The organism is Rhodanobacter sp. 7MK24, assembly GCF_014842995.1.
Classification (GTDB): Bacteria; Pseudomonadota; Gammaproteobacteria; order Xanthomonadales; family Rhodanobacteraceae; genus Rhodanobacter_A.
Window position 1 is genome coordinate 30,731 of sequence record NZ_JACYXL010000005.1, and the last position, 17,507, is coordinate 48,237.

Annotated in this window: 14 protein-coding genes; 5 read left to right on the forward strand and 9 right to left on the reverse strand. The window is 66.3% G+C overall.

Going from position 1 to position 17,507, the window contains the following annotated elements; all coding sequences use genetic code 11:
* Nucleotides 1-2: 2 nt before the first annotated feature.
* The 3 genes from lysS to prfB form a co-directional block, all read right to left on the reverse strand.
* On the reverse strand, nt 3-1,508 hold the full coding sequence (lysS, locus tag IHE49_RS10320; protein WP_192157555.1) for a lysine--tRNA ligase: 1,506 nt from the start codon (nt 1,506-1,508) through the stop codon (nt 3-5).
* A gap of 165 nt (nt 1,509-1,673) precedes the next feature.
* Nucleotides 1,674-2,021 carry a hypothetical protein gene (locus tag IHE49_RS10325; protein WP_192157557.1) on the reverse strand — a complete coding sequence of 116 codons (348 nt, stop codon included), beginning with the start codon at nt 2,019-2,021 and terminating at the stop codon, nt 1,674-1,676.
* Between the two features lie 87 nt (nt 2,022-2,108).
* A protein-coding gene (prfB, locus tag IHE49_RS10330) for a peptide chain release factor 2 (protein ID WP_192157559.1) occupies nt 2,109-3,234 on the reverse strand; the annotation gives its coding sequence in 2 pieces (ribosomal slippage) (nt 2,109-3,158 and nt 3,160-3,234; 1,125 coding nt in all).
* A 122-nt stretch (nt 3,235-3,356) separates the two neighbouring features.
* On the opposite strand from prfB, the gene IHE49_RS10335 reads away from it, so the two are divergent.
* Complete coding sequence (locus IHE49_RS10335; protein ID WP_192157561.1) at nt 3,357-4,646, forward strand: aspartyl protease family protein; 1,290 nt, start codon at nt 3,357-3,359, stop codon at nt 4,644-4,646.
* Between the two features lie 339 nt (nt 4,647-4,985).
* Here the strand turns inward: IHE49_RS10335 and asnB are convergent, their stop codons facing one another.
* From asnB to abc-f, 5 genes are all read right to left on the reverse strand, one after another.
* A complete protein-coding gene (asnB, locus tag IHE49_RS10340) occupies nt 4,986-6,650 on the reverse strand; it encodes an asparagine synthase B (protein ID WP_192157564.1) in 1,665 nt (554 codons plus the stop codon).
* 464 nt (nt 6,651-7,114) lie between these two features.
* A complete protein-coding gene (locus tag IHE49_RS10345; RefSeq protein WP_192157566.1) occupies nt 7,115-7,486 on the reverse strand; it encodes an STAS/SEC14 domain-containing protein in 372 nt (123 codons plus the stop codon).
* 351 nt (nt 7,487-7,837) lie between these two features.
* Nucleotides 7,838-9,697 carry a DHH family phosphoesterase gene (locus IHE49_RS10350; protein ID WP_343227568.1) on the reverse strand — a complete coding sequence of 620 codons (1,860 nt, stop codon included), beginning with the start codon at nt 9,695-9,697 and terminating at the stop codon, nt 7,838-7,840.
* Complete coding sequence (locus tag IHE49_RS18470) at nt 9,649-10,563, reverse strand: phosphoglycerate mutase (protein ID WP_225578366.1); 915 nt, start codon at nt 10,561-10,563, stop codon at nt 9,649-9,651. The genes IHE49_RS10350 and IHE49_RS18470 overlap by 49 nt, the downstream gene beginning before the upstream one ends.
* Before the next feature lie 6 nt (nt 10,564-10,569).
* Nucleotides 10,570-12,516 (reverse strand): ribosomal protection-like ABC-F family protein, encoded by a 1,947-nt coding sequence (gene abc-f / locus IHE49_RS10355; protein WP_192157574.1) that lies wholly within the window; start codon nt 12,514-12,516, stop codon nt 10,570-10,572.
* A 135-nt stretch (nt 12,517-12,651) separates the two neighbouring features.
* On the opposite strand from abc-f, the gene IHE49_RS10360 reads away from it, so the two are divergent.
* The 4 genes from IHE49_RS10360 (at nt 12,652) to IHE49_RS10375 (ending at nt 15,598) form a co-directional block, all read left to right on the forward strand.
* Nucleotides 12,652-12,999: a hypothetical protein gene (locus tag IHE49_RS10360; RefSeq protein WP_192157576.1), complete on the forward strand. Its 348-nt coding sequence runs from the start codon at nt 12,652-12,654 to the stop codon at nt 12,997-12,999.
* Nucleotides 13,000-13,187: 188 nt separating this feature from the next.
* On the forward strand, nt 13,188-14,225 hold the full coding sequence (locus tag IHE49_RS10365; protein WP_192157578.1) for an agmatine deiminase family protein: 1,038 nt from the start codon (nt 13,188-13,190) through the stop codon (nt 14,223-14,225).
* Nucleotides 14,226-14,233: 8 nt separating this feature from the next.
* A complete protein-coding gene (locus tag IHE49_RS18665) occupies nt 14,234-14,983 on the forward strand; it encodes a helix-turn-helix transcriptional regulator (RefSeq protein ID WP_192157580.1) in 750 nt (249 codons plus the stop codon).
* Between the two features lie 90 nt (nt 14,984-15,073).
* Nucleotides 15,074-15,598: a YbhB/YbcL family Raf kinase inhibitor-like protein gene (locus tag IHE49_RS10375; RefSeq protein WP_192157582.1), complete on the forward strand. Its 525-nt coding sequence runs from the start codon at nt 15,074-15,076 to the stop codon at nt 15,596-15,598.
* 68 nt (nt 15,599-15,666) lie between these two features.
* Here IHE49_RS10375 and IHE49_RS10380 read toward each other — a convergent pair whose 3' ends face one another.
* Nucleotides 15,667-17,466 (reverse strand): chloride channel protein, encoded by a 1,800-nt coding sequence (locus tag IHE49_RS10380; RefSeq protein ID WP_192157584.1) that lies wholly within the window; start codon nt 17,464-17,466, stop codon nt 15,667-15,669.
* Nucleotides 17,467-17,507 lie beyond the last annotated feature (41 nt).

Here is a 17,507-nt window from a genome sequence, read left to right on the forward strand (position 1 = left end):
CTTCAGGCCTCGGGCCGCATGTACGGGAACAGCAGCACGTCGCGGATCGAGGCGGAGCCCGTGAGCAGCATCACCAGGCGGTCGATGCCGATGCCGAGGCCGCCGGTGGGCGGCAGGCCCACTTCCAGCGCGCGGATGTAGTCGGCGTCGAAGTGCATGGCCTCGTCGTCGCCGGCGTCCTTGGCGTCCACCTGGGCCTGGAAGCGCGCCGCCTGGTCTTCCGGGTCGTTCAACTCGGAGAAGCCGTTGGCGAGCTCCTTGCCGTTGACGAACAGCTCGAAGCGGTCGGTGATGCCCTTGTCGCTGTCGTTCTCGCGCGCCAGCGGCGACACCTCGACCGGATGCTGGGTGATGAAGGTGGGCTGGACCAGGGTGTGCTCCACCGTCTTCTCGAAGATCTCCAGCAACAGCTTGCCCCAGCCGTAACCGTCCTTGACCTGCACGCCGAGGCGCTTCGCATGCGCAGCCATCGCGGCACGATCGCGCAGTTCGCCGCGCTGAATTTCCGGGTTGTGCTCCAGCACCGCGTCTTCCATCGTCCAGCGGCGGAAGGTCGGGCCGACGTCGATCTGCGCGCCATCCCACTCCAGGTGCGTGGTGCCCAGCACGTGCCGTGCGGTATCGCGGATCACCGACTCGGTGAGGTCCATGATCTCGTTGTAGGTGGCATAGGCCTGGTACAGCTCCAGCATGGTGAACTCGGGATTGTGCCGGGTAGACACGCCCTCGTTGCGGAAGTTGCGGTTGATCTCGTACACGCGGTCAAAGCCGCCGACCACCAGGCGCTTCAGGTACAACTCCGGCGCCACGCGCAGGTAGAGGTCCATGTCCAGCGCGTTGTGGTGGGTGATGAAGGGCTTGGCCGTGGCGCCGCCGGGGATCACGTGCATCATCGGCGTCTCCACTTCCATGAAGCGGCGCGGTTCGGCTTCCAGCCACTGGCGGATGAAGCCGATGATGCGCGAGCGCTTCTGGAAGGTGTCGCGCGCTTCCTGCGTGACGATGAGGTCGACGTAGCGCTGGCGGTAGCGCTGCTCCACGTCGGCCATGCCGTGGTGCTTGTCCGGCAGCGGGCGCAGGCTCTTGGTGAGCAGTCGCAGCGCATCCACCTTCACCGACAGCTCGCCGGTCTTGGTGCGCATCAGCACGCCTTCAGCGCCCACGATGTCGCCCATGTCCCAGCCCTTGAACGCCTCGTAGACTTCGCCCACGGTGCCGGAGTGGATGAACAGCTGGATGCGGCCGGTCATGTCCTGGATCTGCGCGAAGCTGACCTTGCCCTGCACGCGCTTCAGCACGATGCGGCCGGCCACCTTCACGCGACGCTGTGCGCCTTCGATGGCCTCGGCATTGTGCTTATCTTTGTCGGCGTACTCATCCTGCAGGTCGCCGACGAAGCTGTCCATCCTGAAGTCGTTGGGAAACGCGATGCCCTGCCCGCGCAATGCCGTGAGTTTTTCGCGGCGTTCGGCGATCAGCTTGTTTTCGTCTTGGGTATCGTCGCTCATGAGGCTTCCGTGATGGCCGGTGCTGGCAGCGGTGGCTGCATATCTGAAATAGAACCGTTCGTCCCGAGCGCAGGTCCGCAGGATCGAAGTCGAAGGAACTGCGCGAGACGCTTCGACTTCGCTTGCTTACGCAAGCAATGCTCAGCGCGAACGGTCAGAAGGCGGTCAATTGCCCTTGCCGAACACTTTCTTGGTCGCGTCCTTGGTGGCGTCCCAGCCTTCCTTAGCACCGTGGCCGATGGCGGTACCGGCGCTCTTGGCGCCATGACCGACGGCGACGCCAGCTTTCTTGGCACCGTGGCCAATACCCGTGCCGGCTTCCTTCGCGCCGTGGCCGACCTTGGTGGCGACGTTCTTGGTGGCGTGCCCCACCGCACGTGCACCGGTGGCGACACCGTGGCCTACGTCCTTTGCGCCCTGCTTGATGTCCTGGCCTGCGCTCTGCGCACTCGCGCCAAACGCCGTGAATGCGGCGCAGGCAAACAGGATGCTGCAAATCTTCTTGGCATTCATGCTGGCTACCTCAGTCTGTGTTGGGAACCGGGAAAGCTCTATACAGGCGACCTTCCGTATCGCGGCTGAAGCCGCGATACGGATTCCTCAGGCATCGATGCGCTTGGCGCCCGCATCCAGGCCGGACTTCAGGCTGGCCTCGATGAACTCGTCGAGATCGCCGTCCAGCACCTTCTGCGTGTCGGAACGCTCCACGCCGGTGCGCAGGTCCTTGATGCGGCTCTGGTCGAGCACGTAGTTGCGGATCTGGCTGCCCCAGCCGATGTCGGACTTGGTCGCTTCCAGCGCATCCTTCTCGGCATTGCGCTTCTGCACTTCCAGCTCGTACAGCTTGGCAGCCAGCATCTTCATCGCACGGTCGCGGTTGGCGTGCTGGCTGCGCTCGGTCTGGCAGGCCACCACCACGCCGCTGGGCACGTGGGTGATGCGCACCGCGGACTCGGTTTTGTTCACGTGCTGGCCACCGGCGCCGGACGAACGGTAGACGTCGGTCTTCAGGTCGGCCGGATTGATCTCGATGTCGATGTCGTCGTCGACTTCGGGCGAGACGAACACGCTGGTGAAGCTGGTGTGGCGTCGGTTGTCGGAATCGAACGGCGACTTGCGCACCAGGCGGTGCACGCCGATCTCGGTCTTCAGCCAGCCGTAGGCATAGTCGCCTTCGACGCGGAACGTGGCCGACTTGATGCCAGCCACTTCGCCGCCGGAGGCTTCCAGCAGCTCGGTCTTCCAGCCGCGCGATTCGGCCCAGCGCAGGTACATGCGCAGCAGCATTTCGGCCCAGTCCTGCGCCTCGGTGCCGCCGGCGCCGGCCTGGATGTCGACGAAGGCGTTCGCGGAATCCATCTTGCCGGAGAACATGCGCTGGAATTCCAGCTTGCCGACACGGGCTTCGAGCTTGCCGACGTCGTCCGTGACCGAAGCGACGGTTTCCTCGTCGCCGTCGGCGGCGGCCATTTCCACCAGCTCACCCGCGTCGGAGAGGCCGGCGGTGAGTTCGTCGATGCCGGTCACCACCGTGTCCAGGCGCGCGCGTTCGCGGCCCAGTTCCTGCGCGCGCGGCGGATCGTCCCACACGGTGGGGCTTTCCAGTTCGCGGCTTACTTCTTCGAGGCGCTCACGCTTGGTGGCGTAGTCAAAGATACCCCCTAAGCGACTCGACGCGGGCCGTGAGGTCCGCGATCTGCGCGAGGATCGGATTGGTCTCGATCATGGATGGTGAAAACGGTGGAGAAAGGCCGTCCATGTTAACAGAGCGCCCCATGACATGGCCCTGTCCACCAACCCGGATTTGCCGCGTTGGCGTTCGGAATGCCATCGATCCGGGAAATCTTCGTGCGCCTTCGCCCTGTTTTCGCCCTGCTGGCCATGCTTGCCGCCACCGTGGCCGCGATGCCGGTGGCTGCGGCAGACAATCCGCCAGCCGCCACGCCGGCGGATACCGTGCAAGTCATCAACACCGCCCTGGTCAAGGTGGATACCGATGCCTTGGACAAACTCCTCCGACAAAACGATCCGCTGACGCGGGTGCTGGCCGCGATGGCGCTGGACCGCGTGCATGGCCGCCTGGCCCAGTCCAGCACCGAGGCCGCAACCTGCAAAAATGGCCTGATCAACAACCAGCCACAGGTAGCGCTGTATTGCGCGCTGTTCGCATTGGGCAACCTGCGCCTGTCCGGTCAGGACCATGCCGCCAGCACAGCGATGCAGCAACTGCCGCAACAATTCCAGGGCAAGCTGCCGGCCGCGCAATGGGACCAGCTGAACCACTTTGTAGCGCTGCAGACCGGGCAGGCGGTGACTGAAGCGGAGCTGCCGAGCACGGGCTTCGACATCCCGGTACATGCCGGCAGGCATCATGGCGGTCGCGAAAGTGACGACGGTACCATCGACGCGCAAATCAACGGCAAGCCAGTCGCGCTACGTGTCGGCACCAGCAGCGCCTATGTCGTACTGGATCAGGACACTGCCCAAGGCCTGGGCATCCAGGTCGCAGCTGAAAGCGCCGACAAGGACCACCCGGCATCGCCAACCTTCGCCACTTTGGACAGCCTGAGTTTCGCCGGCGCCACCTTCCGGCATGTGCCGGTGCAGGTCGTGCCTGGCGCGCACATCCATGCCATCGGCATGGGCCTCTTCAAGTATCTGCGCACATTCCGCATGGCGCGCGACAACATCCAGATCTACGGCCCGACCGACGCCCGCCCGGCCTGCGATGACGCGATGCTGCTCGCCAGCGATGCAGGCGGAAGCACCGGCCTGCGCCTGGCTGTGCAGCTGGGCATAGACGATGCGCAAAGCGTGGCGATGCTGAGCCTCGACAGCCCGTTCTATCTCTATGGCAACAAGGATGCGCCGGCAGCACCAAGCCATGGAGGCGGACATCGCATGGGTGGGATGGGCGGCATGGGCGGCGGAGGCATGGGGAGCATGGGCGGCGGCCGTGGCGGCAGCGCGCGCAGCACGCTGGAGGTCACGCTCGATGGCAAGACCCTGCGGATGCCCTATGTCGCCGCGCGCAGTCCGAACCTGCCATGGGACTACGCGCTGGGCCATGCCATGCTCGACGACATGGACCTCTACGTGGACTTCAACAGCCAGCACACCTGTCTGCTGAAACATTGAGGCCCGTCGACGCCAGACGGAGTGCACATCCCGGTGTGCATCCATTGCTGCCCGGAATATTTCGCAGTCGCTCTTCTCCCCTTTCCTACCCGGGAGAGAGCCGGGGGAGAGGGGCCGTATCTGCCAAGGCATCTCGCTCTGCCCGAACCTTCTCCCGGCTGCCGCCACCCTCTCCCGGAGGGAGAGAGATTCACTATCCGGCGTTCGCGCGAATTCAAGTCGCCCGGCTTCACTGTTTGGAGCACGGGTCCGCGGTGCCAGGAGTCTGGACACAGGAGTTCGGATATCCCGAACAGCAATGGGCGTGCCCTGGAATAACCGCTTGAACCTTCGGCGTCGTTACAACGCCTTTTCGTGCACTCCGCGCACCGCGCGCCCCGACGGATCGGCCATGCCGGCAAAGCTCGCATCCCATTCGATCGCAACCGGCGAGGAGCACGCGATGGACTTGCCGCCCGGCACGGTGGCCGCGCTGGCTTCGCCCGGATAATGCTGTTCGAAGATTCGGCGGTAGAAGTACGCCTCCTTGGTGGCGGGAGTGTTGAACGGAAAGCGGGCCGCGGCGGCGGCGAATTCGCGGTCGCTCACCATCTGCTCGGCGTTCGCCTTCAGTCCGTCGATCCAGCCGTAGCCCACGCCGTCGCTGAACTGCTCCTTCTGGCGCCAGAGGATTTCCTTCGGCAAGGCACCGTCGAATGCGGCACGCAGCACATGCTTTTCGATCCTGCCGTTGCCGGCCATCTTGTAGGTGGCGTCCATGCCCATTGCCACGTCGATGAACTCGAGGTCGAGGAACGGCACGCGCGCCTCCACGCCCCAGGCCATCATCGCCTTGTTCGCACGCAGGCAGTCGTAGCTGTGCAGTGCGTCGAGCTTGCGTACGGTTTCCTCGTGGAAAGCCTCCGCCGAGGGCGCCTTGTGGAAGTACAGGTAGCCGCCGAAGATCTCGTCCGAACCCTCGCCCGACAGCACCATCTTCACTCCCATCGCCTTGATGCGGCGAGCCAGCAGGTACATCGGCGTGGCGGCACGAATGGTGGTGACGTCGTAGGTCTCCAGATGCCGGATCACCTCTGGCAACGCGTCCAGCCCTTCCCAGAAGGTGTAGACGAAACCGTGGTGCACCGTACCCAGCGCATCGGCAGCAATCTGCGCGGCGGCAAGATCGGGCGAACCTTCCAGCCCGATGGCGAAGGAATGCAGGCGCGGCCACCACGCCTCGCTCCTGTCGTTGTCTTCGATACGCTCGCGGGCGAACTTCGCGGCGCAGGCGGCCACCAGCGAGGAATCCAACCCGCCGGAAAGCAGTACGCCATAGGGCACGTCCGTCATCAGCTGGCGATGCACGGCCTGCTCGAACGCTTCGCGCAGCTCGGCCGCAGGCACTTCGTGACCGCGCGTGGCGGCATGGTCGCGCCAGCCCTTCTCGTAGTAGCGGCGCAACTCGCCGGTGGCGCTGTCGTACAGGTGGCCGGGCGGGAACGTGGCCACGTCGGCGCACACGCCGGACAGCGCCTTCATCTCCGAAGCCACGCAAAGGCGCCCCTGCTCGTCATGCCCCCAGTACAGAGGGCATACGCCGATGGGATCGCGCGCGATCAGGTAACGCTGCGCGGCGCCGTCCCACAGGGCAAACGCGAAGATGCCGTTGAGCTTGTGCAGGAAGTCCGCGCCGTATTCGCGGTAAAGCGCGTTGATGACTTCGCAATCCGATCCTGTGGTGAAGTCATAGCCGCTGGTATCGCGCAATTCGCGGTGGTTGTAGATCTCCCCGTTGACCGCCAGCGCCAGCGCGCCGTCGCGCGAGCGCAGCGGCTGCGCGCCGGAGGCCGGATCGACGATGGCGAGGCGCTCGTGCACCAGGATGACGCCAGCATCCACGAACACGCCGCTCCAGTCCGGGCCGCGATGGCGCTGGCGCTGCGACAGTTCCAGCGCCTGCCGGCGCAGGGCGGCTAGATCGTCGCCCGGTTGCAGGTCGAACATTCCGAAAATCGAACACATGGTGGGCGTTCCTCGTTTGCTGGTGATGAAAGCTCTATTTGAAAGTCGGCCACGGATGGCCGGTTTTGCTTTGCGTGGATGGAGCCACGCAATGGTCGATGCACGGCCATGGAGAGCCGGTCTTGCCTTCGCGCGGATGGATCCGCGCACAAATCAGACCCACAAAAAAACCAAGGCCCGCACTGGGCGGGCCTTGGTCGCGTGTCTGGTGGTGTTGCTTTCAGCTACGCGCGGGCCCGCCAACGATTGGCGTTATTGTTCGCGCGATTATTGTTGGCGACCGCCACGATGCCCGGCGCGGCAAGCGCGGTGGCGTTCGGGAACATGGCGGACGTGAAGGTCATGGAACGACTAGAACAGAAGGCCGGCGTTTGCGCAAGTGACGATTGGGCATGAAGGCATTTGGCCGTCCATGTACTCACCATGCACTGACCCGGTGACCCAGTGACCCGGCGCGGCATGCACTATTCCGCTGGTTCTGCGATCCAGCGCGTCGCTTCCTCAAGCCCGGCCAGCGCGAACAGGCGAAAATCGGCGGGCACCAGGAAACGCGTCGCCTTGGTCGCCGTGCGCAGCCACCGCACGTCCGTCACCAGCGCTACGCGGTCCCAGCCGCTGAGGTGGCGCATGCCGAGCATGGCGTCGTCCCACATCGCGCCGGCGTCGAAGCCGGTGAAGTCGGGGTCCACCACGAACAGCATGCGCAGTTTGCGATTGAGCGCGAACACTGCTTCCACGTCCGGCACCAGCACCTGCTCGTAGTCCGCCGCGGTCACCTGGCCGTGCGCACGAAAGCCCACTGTACCGGGCGGCAATCCATCGATCTGTTCAAGCATGAGGGTCTCCGTGGCGAGCAGGTGACCAGTGTGGGACGTATGTCGTGAACGCCGCGCGAGCTCAAAGTCTGTTCACGATCTCCAGGTGCCGCGCACGCAGAGCTCGTGTATGCGCAGGCGAAAGAAGGCCGAAGGCACGCAGGGGAATCCATGGATGGACTCGGCCTTGAGAAGCGAGGAGTAGACGCCTGTCCAATATCGAATGATGAGACCAGCCTATGGGCAAACAAACTCGGCTCATTAGGCTCCCATCGAGTGGCCGCCACGCGGCGCACGGTTGCTAGACAGGCGCTAGGCCACGCGCTGCCACTCGATGGCAACGCCCGGCACTTGGAGATCGCGAACAGACTCTCAGGCCGGCTCGATGTGGCGCAGCAGCAAGCGCGGTGACTCGCGGCCCTGCCAGTCGTTGACCACGAGTTCGTAGGCGGCGCGCAGACGCAAGGGTGGAGAGACGCTGCCGACGTTGAACATCACCGCGTCGTGCATGCTGCCGTCGCGCGGATCGCGCAGTCCCAGCCGCCAGTGGCCCTCGCCCATCGGCTTCCAGTTCGCGCATTCGAACACGTTGTCGAACAGGGGCTCGGGAAAGGCCTGCCCCCAGGGACCGGCGCTGCGCAGCTGCAAGGCCAGCTGCAGCGACAGGCTGCCTGCAGGAAGTTCGCCATCGGTGTAAAGAGCGGCTTGCAGGCGTTCCGGCGCAATCAGCTCCCGTGCGGCCTCGTCGAAAGCGGCGGCGAAGCGCGGGAAATCCGCCGTGCGCAGGCTCAGGCCGGCCGCCATCGCATGGCCGCCGAAACGTTCGATCAGGCCGGGCTGGCGGGCATCGATCATCGCCAACGCATCGCGCAGGTGGAAACCGGGAATCGAACGCCCCGAGCCGCGAAGGTGTTCGGTGTCGGAGCGATTGATGCGCACTTCCTGTGCGGAAGAATCAAGAAGCGGCGATCCGTCGCCGCACTCTTCCAGGGTGGCCGGCGCAAAGGCAATCACCGGCCGGTGCAGGCGCTCCTTCAGCTTGGAGGCCACCAGGCCCACCACACCCGCGTGCCACGAGGGTTCGTACAGCGCCACGCCCACCGCGTCGATATCGCTCAGGCCGGCCGTCATCGCCTCGGCTTCGGCCACCATCGAAGCTTGCAGGTCGCGGCGCTCGCGGTTGATCGCGTCGAGCTCCCCGGCGTAGCGGCGTGCCTGTGCGATGTCGTCGGTGAGCAGGCATTCCACGCCCAGCTGCATGTCTTCCAGCCTGCCGGCGGCATTGAGACGTGGCCCCACCGCAAAGCCGAGATCGCTGGCGCACAGCGTGGCCGCACTGCGCTTGCCGCACTCGATGAGCGCAGCGATGCCGGCACAGGCATGGCCATTGCGGATGCGCCGCAAGCCCGCATCCACCAGTACGCGATTGTTGAAATCCAGCGGCACCAGGTCGGCCACGGTGCCGAGCGCCACCAAGTCGAGCAAGGTGGAGAGGTCGGGCCTGCCCTTTTCGGGAGTGCGGCCGCGGATGGGCTCTTCTCGACCTTGGCGATCCGGACGATCGCCCGGGTAAAGCCGCGCGCGCAGTGCGAGCAGGAGATAAAACATCACGCCCACGCCGGCAAGCGCCTTGCTCGGGAAGCCGTCCCCGGCAAGGTTGGGATTCACCATCGCATCGCAACCCGGCAGCTGCTCGCCCGGCAGGTGGTGGTCGGTGACGATCACGCGCATGCCGAGTTCGCGCGCCCGCGCCACGCCGGCCACGCTGGCCACGCCGTTGTCCACAGTGACGATCAGTTGCGGCCGCGGTTGCAGCGAATCGACCAGCGCGGGCGTGAGCCCGTAACCGTGCACGAAGCGGTTGGGCACGGCATAGGCCACGCGCTTGGCGCCCAGCATGCGTAGGCCGCGCACGGCCACGGCGGTGCCGGTGGCGCCATCGCAGTCGTAGTCGCCGGCGATCAGGATGGCCCAATCGTCGCGGATGGCCTCGGCCAGCAGCTCGGTGGCGGCCTCCAGGCCGCCCAGCGACTGCGGCGGCAGCAGATGCTGCAGGCGATGCGCCACGCCTTCGGGTCGCAGCACGCCTCGCGCGGCATAGACCCGCTGCAACACCGGGTGCACGGCGGTGTCCCAGCCGGACGGTTCGCCCTGCGATTCGCGCCGCCGCAGTTCCAGCACGCTCAACGCGGCACTCCACGCCAGAAGCGCCAGCGGTGCAGCGGCCGCCACGACCAGCGTTCGCCGCTGGCGAATGCGATGTGCAAAGGCTGTCGTTGCGCCAGCGCCTGGATGGCCAAGCACCATACCTCGTCAAACTCCGCCGCAGGCAGGTCCTGCAGGTCGACCAGCCAGCCGGCTGGCACCGACGCCACGGCATCCTGCGTGCGTCCTGCGAACGGAATGCCTGCGCGCGCGGCCAGCGCAAGCAGCAACGCATCGCTGCCGACCACGCCAGCAGATCGGCCTTGCAGCGACGCAGGCAGCCGCCCTGCTCCCCAAAACCACACGCTGTTGACAGGCGGCAGGCCACGCGACTGGCGCGCGACGTTCAAGGGATGCTGGTGCAGCGACACCTGCACTTCATTGAGCAGCATGCGCCACATGCGGCCTTCCGCGCCCTGCGGCAAGTGCTGGTACAAGTCCTCGCCCAACGCCTGCTCGGGCGTGGCGAAATCCGGCAGCCGCACCTCGTGCGCCAAGCGCAATTGCCAATGGTTGGGCGCGCCGGCCTCCAGTTGCAGGCCAACTTCGGCGAAGGCCGGTTGCAGCACCTGTAAGAAGGCTTGCGCCTCGTCCATTTCCAGCGGCATCGAGCCGCAGGCAAGCATGCGCACGCCGGCCATGTCCGGCTGTACCCAGGCGGGATCGGCATTGAGCCAGATGGCGTCGCCCGCATCGCCGGCCAGATGCTGGCGCAGCAGCGCCGCCGCCGGCAGCGTCGCTGCGCCGGCCTGGAAGGCATCGGCTAGCGCCGCGAGCCGGTCATGCCCGCAGTCAGCCTCGCGATCCGCACGTACCAGCAGGCGACGCAGCGGATGTGTGCGATCAAAGCGATCCAGCGCCGGCAGCCACAACTGCGTCGGTTGCGCGCTCATCGGCAATCAGGCTTCCAGTTCTTCGTAGAGGGCCATCCATTCTGTCTCCAGCGTTTCCTTCTCGCGGCGCAGTTCGGTCTGCTGCTGGCCGAGCTTCATCAACGCAGCGGTGGGGCCGTTGTAGGTTTCCGGGTCGGCCAGCTTGGCTTCCAGCGCAACCAGCTCGGCGTCGATGGCGGCCACGCGCGTCTCGATTTTCTTCACGCGCTGGCGCGAGGCCTTTTCGCTGTCGCGCTGCTGGGCCGCATTGCGGCGGCGTTCTTCCGGCGATTCGACGGGTGCCGCAGGTTTCGCCTCGACCTTGGCGGATTTCCTGTTCGCTGAACCGCGCGCCCGCAGCCAGCGTGCGTAGTCGTCGAGATCGCCATCGAACGGCTCCACCACGCCGTCGGCCACGCGCCAGAAGCTGTCGCTGACCATGCCGAGCAGGTGACGGTCGTGCGACACCAGCACCAGCGCGCCGTCGAAGTCGGCCAGCGCATCGGCCAGCGCCTCGCGCATGTCGAGGTCGAGATGGTTGGTGGGTTCGTCGAGCAGCAGCAGGTTGGGCTTGTCCCAGGCGATCAAGGCCAGCGCGAGGCGTGCGCGTTCGCCACCGGAGAAGCCGTCCACCGACTCGAAGGCGCGGTCGCCGGCAAAGTTCCACGTGCCGAGGAAATCGCGCAGTGCCTGCGCGGCCACGCCGGGCGCCTTGTCCTGCAGATGGTCGAACGGGCTGGCGCCTTCGCGCAGGCTCTCCACCGTGTGCTGGGCGAAGTAGCCGATCTTCAGGTCCTTGTGCGCCTTGCGCTCGCCCGCCAGCGGCGTGAGCTCGCCCACCAGCGTTTTCACCAGCGTGGATTTGCCTGCGCCGTTGGGGCCGAGCAGACCGATACGTTCGCCGGCTTCGAGGCGGAAACGCACGTCGCTCAGGATGATCGTAGCCTCGCGACTGGGCGCGTCGTGACCGGGCAGATGATCGTTGCCTTCCTCGCGCGAACCGGCCGGATAGCCGGCGTTCACCTCTTCCAGCTGCAGCATGGAATCGGGCACGCGATCAGGCCTGGCAAACTGGAAATGGAAGGCGCGTTCGGCGCGCACCGCCTCGGTGCCGGCCATCTTCTCCAGTCGCTTCATGCGCGACTGCGCCTGCTTGGCCTTGCTGGCCTTGGCCTTGAAACGGTCGATGAAACTCTGCAGGTGCGCACGCTCGGCCTGCTCGCGTTCGTGCGCGATCTGCTGCTGGCGCAGCTGTTCGGCGCGCAGACGCTCGAACGCGCTGTAGTTGCCGGTATAGAGGCGCGCGCCGCCGTCGACCAGGTGCAAGGTGTGGTCGATCACTCCGTCGAGAAATTCGCGGTCGTGCGAAATGATCAGCAAGGTGCCCTGGTAGCGCCGCAGCCACTCTTCCAGCCACAGTACGGCGTCGAGGTCCAAGTGGTTGGTCGGCTCGTCGAGCAGCAGCAGTTCGGACGGCGCCATCAGCGCGCGCGCCAGGTTCAGGCGCACACGCCAGCCGCCGGAGAACTCCTTGACCGCGCGTTCGTGCGTTTCCGGCGCGAAGCCGAGGCCGTGCAGCAGGCGGCCAGCACGGGCGCGGGCGTCGTAGCCGTGCAGTTCCTCGATGCGGTGATGCGCGCGCGCCATCGCCTCACTGTCGCCGCGCGCCTCGGCGTCGGCTTCGTCGCGCAGTGCGGTAGCCAGCTCGATGTCGCCACCCAGCACATAGTCGATCGCCGGATCGGGCAGCGCGGGCGTTTCCTGCGCGACGGAGGCCAGGCGCAGCCTGGCCGGCAGGTCGATGTCCCCGGCGTCGGCCTCCACCTGCCCCTGCAACGCGGCGAACAGGCTGGACTTGCCGCAGCCGTTGCGCCCGATCACGCCCAGCCGCCAGCCACTCTGGATCACCAGGTCGATGTCGGACAGCAGCAGGCGGCTGCCGCGGCGCAGGGCAAAATGGCGGAACGCGATCATGGGAACACTTCAATCGGGGCGAATCGGCCGCACATCATAACGGCTATGGGGATCACACCCGGCGCCACCAACCGTGGATAGTCGTCGGCAGTTCTGCTACAACGGCGCGGCAACGCCACGTGCGGAGAGGGGATCATGTCCAAGCATCGCTACAACCTGCCCTTGCTGGCAGCCATCGCTATCGGATTCAGCGGCTTCGCCGCACCGCAAATGGCCCACGCCGACAACCTGCTGATCCATCGCGTGCAGCAGGAGAACACCATGAACCTGCCGACGCGCGGCATGAGCATGGCGCAGGTCGAACAGCGCTACGGCGCACCGCAGCGCAAACTCGCGCCGCGCGGCGGTGACAGCAGCAAGCATCCGGTCATCAACCGCTGGGAATACGCGGACTTCATCGTGTATTTCCAGGGCAGTCACGTGATCCATTCGGTGCTCAACACGCCGGCCGGCAACAACACCAATCCGGCCGCCACGAACTGATTGCCGGTTCCCAACCGCGGCCCGCGGCAATGCGGGCCGCTTTTTTCATGCCGCACACTTCTGTGCTGCCCTTGCGGCGCCGTTCGGGCTCGCAAAGCGGCGCCCCGCCGTTTTGCGCTGCGCGTATCGCTTAAAATCAGCGGCCCTGCGCCCCGGTGGCGCCGTCCGACCCGCACGAGTATCTCCTCATGACCGAACCCCGCTGGCGCCTGCCCGCCGAATGGGAACCGCAAGCCGCGGTGTTGATCGCCTGGCCACATGCGGGCACCGACTGGGCCGAACGCCTTGCGGAGGTGGAAACCACCTACGTGGCGCTGGCCGCAGCGGTCACGCGCTTCCAGCGCCTGATCGTGGTGGTGGCTGATGCCGATGTGCGTACCCATGCCGAAACCCTGTTGCGCGCGGCGGGTGTCGAACTTGCCCGCATCCGTTTCATCGAGCTTCCCTACGACGACACCTGGTTGCGCGACTCCGGTCCGATCACCCTCGCCGACGGCGACGGCAACTTCCAGCTCGCCGATTTCCGTTTCACCGGCTGGGGCGGCAAGTTCGGCGCCGAACAGGACGACGCGCTGATCGCGGGCCTCGTCGATGCCGGGGTGTTCGGCAAGGCCGGCCACCACCGCATCGACTGGGCGCTGGAAGGCGGCGGCATCGAGAGCGATGGCGTCGGCAGCGTGCTCACCACCTGGAAGTGCCTCAGCCAACGCCACCCCGAACAGAGTCGTGCGGCGATGGACGCCGTCCTGATGGACAGCCTGCACGCCCATCGCATCCTGTGGCTGGATCACGGCTACCTGGAAGGCGACGACACCGATGCGCACATCGACACCCTTGCCCGCTTCGCGCCCGGCGAACGCATCGTGTACCAGGCCTGCGACGACGCCGGCGACAAACACCACGACGAGCTCGCGCGCATGGGCGACGAACTCGCCGCATTGCGCACAAACGATGGCCGCCCCTATCGGCTGCATCCGCTGCCCTGGGCCCAGCCCATCATCGACCAAGGCCGTCGCCTCGCCGCCTCGTACGCGAACTATCTGATCGTCAACGGCGCCGTACTGGTGCCCGCCTATGGCGACGCGGTCGACGACGAGGCCGCGCGCATCATCGCCACTGCGCATCCCGACCGCGAAGTGGTGCAGGTGCCCTGCCGTCCGCTGATCTGGCAGAACGGTAGCCTGCACTGCATCACCATGCAGTTGCCTGCCGGGCTGGTCGATTAAGTTCACGCGTGACCATCGCGCGCCTGGAGATATTCGCAAGGCGGCGCCAGCGCATCGCTGCCGCGCCCTTCGCCGAGTTCTCGATCTTCCAGGTGCGCGCGGGCCGCAAGCGCATAGGCAACGGACAACGCCAGGACGAAATCCCTGCCGGCGGCTTTGCCGCGGTGGCGCCTGGACAGTTGCTGCATGTGGAGAACCTGCCGCCGGACGATGGCGCGTATCGCGCCGTCTGCCTGTGCCTGCCGCAGGCGATGCTGACGACTGCCGACCTGGCGTCCGCCGATGCACCGCCCTGGGCGGCACTGCCTGTCCAGCGCGCCTTGGAACAGGCGTTTGCCCACGTCGAGCAAGGCATCTCCGAACAGCTCCCGGAAAACCTGCTGCGCCACCGTGTCGCCGAACTGGTGGCCGCCGTGGCGCTGGCCGGTTACCGAGCGCCGATGCCGCGCGACCGCGGGCTGGGCGAGCGCATTCGCCTGCTGCTCAACACACAGCCCGCACGCGAGTGGCGCGCAGAAGCCGTGGCCGCGCAACTCGCGCTCAGCACCGCCACGCTGCGCCGTAGGCTGGCCGAAGAGGCGACAAGCTTCCGCGGGATCCTGGAAGAGGTGCGGCTCACCCACGGGCTGGCCTTGGTGCAGGGCTCGCACAAGCCGCTCAAGCAAGTAGCCGCCGAGTGCGGCTATGCCTCGCCTTCGCGCTTCACCGCGCGTTTCCGCGAACGCTTCGGCAGCTTGCCCTCCGAGCTGCGCGATTGAGCGGATCGAGCGAGCGCTTGCGCGTTTGGAGCCACCGCGACGATGCGATGCCACGCACCATGCGTGCACTCCATCCCCGCGAGGTTCCCCATGCGCCGCCTGATTGCCACACTGTTTGCATCCGCCTTTGCGCTGGGTGCCCATGCCGCCGACTTCCGGGTGCAGGTCGATGGCGAACACGGCCACCTGCCCCAGAGCAGCAGCTTCCATGGTTTTGGCTGCACCGGCGGCAACCGCGCACCCGCCGTGCACTGGCAGCACGCACCGGCCGGCACGCGCAGCTATGCGCTGACCGTTTACGACCCGGATGCTCCCACGGGTAGCGGCTGGTGGCACTGGGTGGTGATCAACCTGCCGGCCTCGAACACTGCGCTGCCGGCTGGCGGCGACTTGCCGACCGGCGCACTTGCGGTGCGCAACGACTACGGCCAGGCAGCCTGGGGCGGCCCTTGCCCACCCAAGGGCGATGCGCCGCACCACTACATCTTCACCGTGTATGCGCTGGACGTGCCTTCCATGGAGCTGCCGGAAGGCGCTTCGCCGGCACTGGCCGGCTTCATGATCCACGGCCATACGCTTGGCAAAGCCCAAGTCACGTTGACCTACGGCCGTTGAATGATCGGCGGGAGCGCATGTGGCCCGGGCTTTCCGTGCCCTGCGTTTTCGCGCTCTCGACGCCGCCGTCACGGCTTGCCGTTGCGGAAAAAGCGTTCGCGCACCTTCTCTTCGTCGTGGTAGTGCGTGTAAGGCTTGAGCAGGTCATAGCGAGTGACCATGCCGACCAGGGTGCGACGGTCCGGGCCGACCACCGGGATGCGATCGAGCTTTTCCACCGCGGCGCGCACGGCCACGCTCTGGCAGCTCTCGTCGGGCAAGGCGACCACCGGTTCCTTGTCCACCACTTCGGCCAGCCGCGCGCTGCCTGCAGGATCGTCCCGCAGCCAGCGCTGCACGTCCTGCCGGTTGACCACGTTGAGCAGGCCGCCTTCGGCATCCACCACGGGAAATGCGCGGTATCGCTGGTCTGGGCCGAAATAACGTTCGGACAGCTCACGCACGCTGACATCACCAGGTACGGTGATCATTGTGGTGGTCATCACCTCGCGCACGGGGATGTGCTCGAGCCGGTCCACCGTGTATTCGCGGAAGATGTCCAGGCCACGGCGCGCGATCTTCTCGGTGAGGATCGAGCGCTTCATCAGGAATACGCTCACGCCGTAGGCCATGGTGCAGGACACCAGCAGCACTGGCAGTGCGCTGGCGTTGTGGGTGAGCTCCAGCGCGAACATGATCGAGGTAAACGGCAGGCGCATCACCCCGGCCAGCATCGCGCCCATGCTGAGCAACGGCCACAGCAACGGATCCTGGCCGGGAAACACCATCGACTCCAGGCCGCCCAGGCCGGCACCCAGCGACAACAGCGGTGCCAGCACGCCGCCGGACGTGCCCGAACCGAGATAGATCACCCACATCGCGGACTTCACCAGCATGAACACCAGGATCGCCATGCCTACCAACTGGCCGTTAAGCAACCTGTCGATCACTCCGTAGCCCACGCCCAGCGCCTGCGGCTCGATCACGCCGCCGACGCTTACCGCCACCGCGCCGATCAGCGGCCACCACATCCAATGCACCGGCAAGCGGTGGAACAGATCCTCCGCGCGATACACCAATGCAGTGAGCGCCGTGGCAAGCAAGCCGGCGAGGAAGCCGCACACTGCGGCCAGGCCGAAGGTCGGCAGGCTTACCTCGAATGCCGTCGCCAACGGAAACAACGCGCCGGGGCCGAGCAACCACATGCGCAGCGCGTCGGCCACGAAGCAAGCGATCGCCACCGGAATCGTGCTGCGCGGGCGCAGCTCGAACAGCAGCAGTTCCACCGCCAGCAGGGTCGCCGCGATCGGCGTGCCGAAGGTCGCCGCCATGCCGGCGCACGCACCGGCCACCAGCAAGGTGCGGCGTTCCATCGAGGTGAGATAGAACATCTGGCCGAACAGCGAGCCCACCGCGCCGCCGGTCATGATGATCGGCCCTTCCGCGCCGAACGGGCCGCCGGTGCCGATTGCGACCGCCGCGGACAGCGGCTTCAGGATCGCCACTTTCGCCATCATCTTGCTGCGGCGGAACAGGATCGCCTCCAGTGCCTCGGGGATGCCGTGCCCGCGGATGCGGTCGCTGCCATAGCGCGCCATCAGCCCCACCAGCAGGCCGCCTACCAGCGGCGCCAGCACGATCGCCCACAACGGAGCATGCAGGGCCGGCGCGATGAAATCGAAGGAGAACTGCTGGCGGAACGCCAGGTTGGTGACCAGGCCGATCATCCGGTACAGCACGTACGCGACGAAGGCCGCGGCGATACCCACGAACACGGCCATCAGCGAGAGCTTGAGGATGCTGACACTGGGGCGGAAATCGCTCTGACTCAGCGTGTCCTGCTTCCAGCGTTCGTACTTGCGCAGCAGCCAGTTGGCGACAGCGTTCATGCGGCACACCCGCCGCCGATGCCGCAGCACCGGATCATGCG

What these genes read in the sequence shown, in the direction of transcription:
- lysS (WP_192157555.1), bottom strand. Translation starts at nt 1,508, where the DNA reads ATGAGCGACGATACCCAAGACGAAAACAAGCTGATCGCCGAACGCCGC.
- IHE49_RS10325 (WP_192157557.1), bottom strand. Translation starts at nt 2,021, where the DNA reads ATGAATGCCAAGAAGATTTGCAGCATCCTGTTTGCCTGCGCCGCATTC.
- asnB (WP_192157564.1), bottom strand. Translation starts at nt 6,650, where the DNA reads ATGTGTTCGATTTTCGGAATGTTCGACCTGCAACCGGGCGACGATCTA.
- IHE49_RS10345 (WP_192157566.1), bottom strand. Translation starts at nt 7,486, where the DNA reads ATGCTTGAACAGATCGATGGATTGCCGCCCGGTACAGTGGGCTTTCGT.
- IHE49_RS18470 (WP_225578366.1), bottom strand. Translation starts at nt 10,563, where the DNA reads ATGAGCGCGCAACCGACGCAGTTGTGGCTGCCGGCGCTGGATCGCTTT.
- abc-f (WP_192157574.1), bottom strand. Translation starts at nt 12,516, where the DNA reads ATGATCGCGTTCCGCCATTTTGCCCTGCGCCGCGGCAGCCGCCTGCTG.
- IHE49_RS10360 (WP_192157576.1), top strand. Translation starts at nt 12,652, where the DNA reads ATGTCCAAGCATCGCTACAACCTGCCCTTGCTGGCAGCCATCGCTATC.
- IHE49_RS10365 (WP_192157578.1), top strand. Translation starts at nt 13,188, where the DNA reads ATGACCGAACCCCGCTGGCGCCTGCCCGCCGAATGGGAACCGCAAGCC.
- IHE49_RS10375 (WP_192157582.1), top strand. Translation starts at nt 15,074, where the DNA reads ATGCGCCGCCTGATTGCCACACTGTTTGCATCCGCCTTTGCGCTGGGT.
- IHE49_RS10380 (WP_192157584.1), bottom strand. Translation starts at nt 17,466, where the DNA reads ATGAACGCTGTCGCCAACTGGCTGCTGCGCAAGTACGAACGCTGGAAG.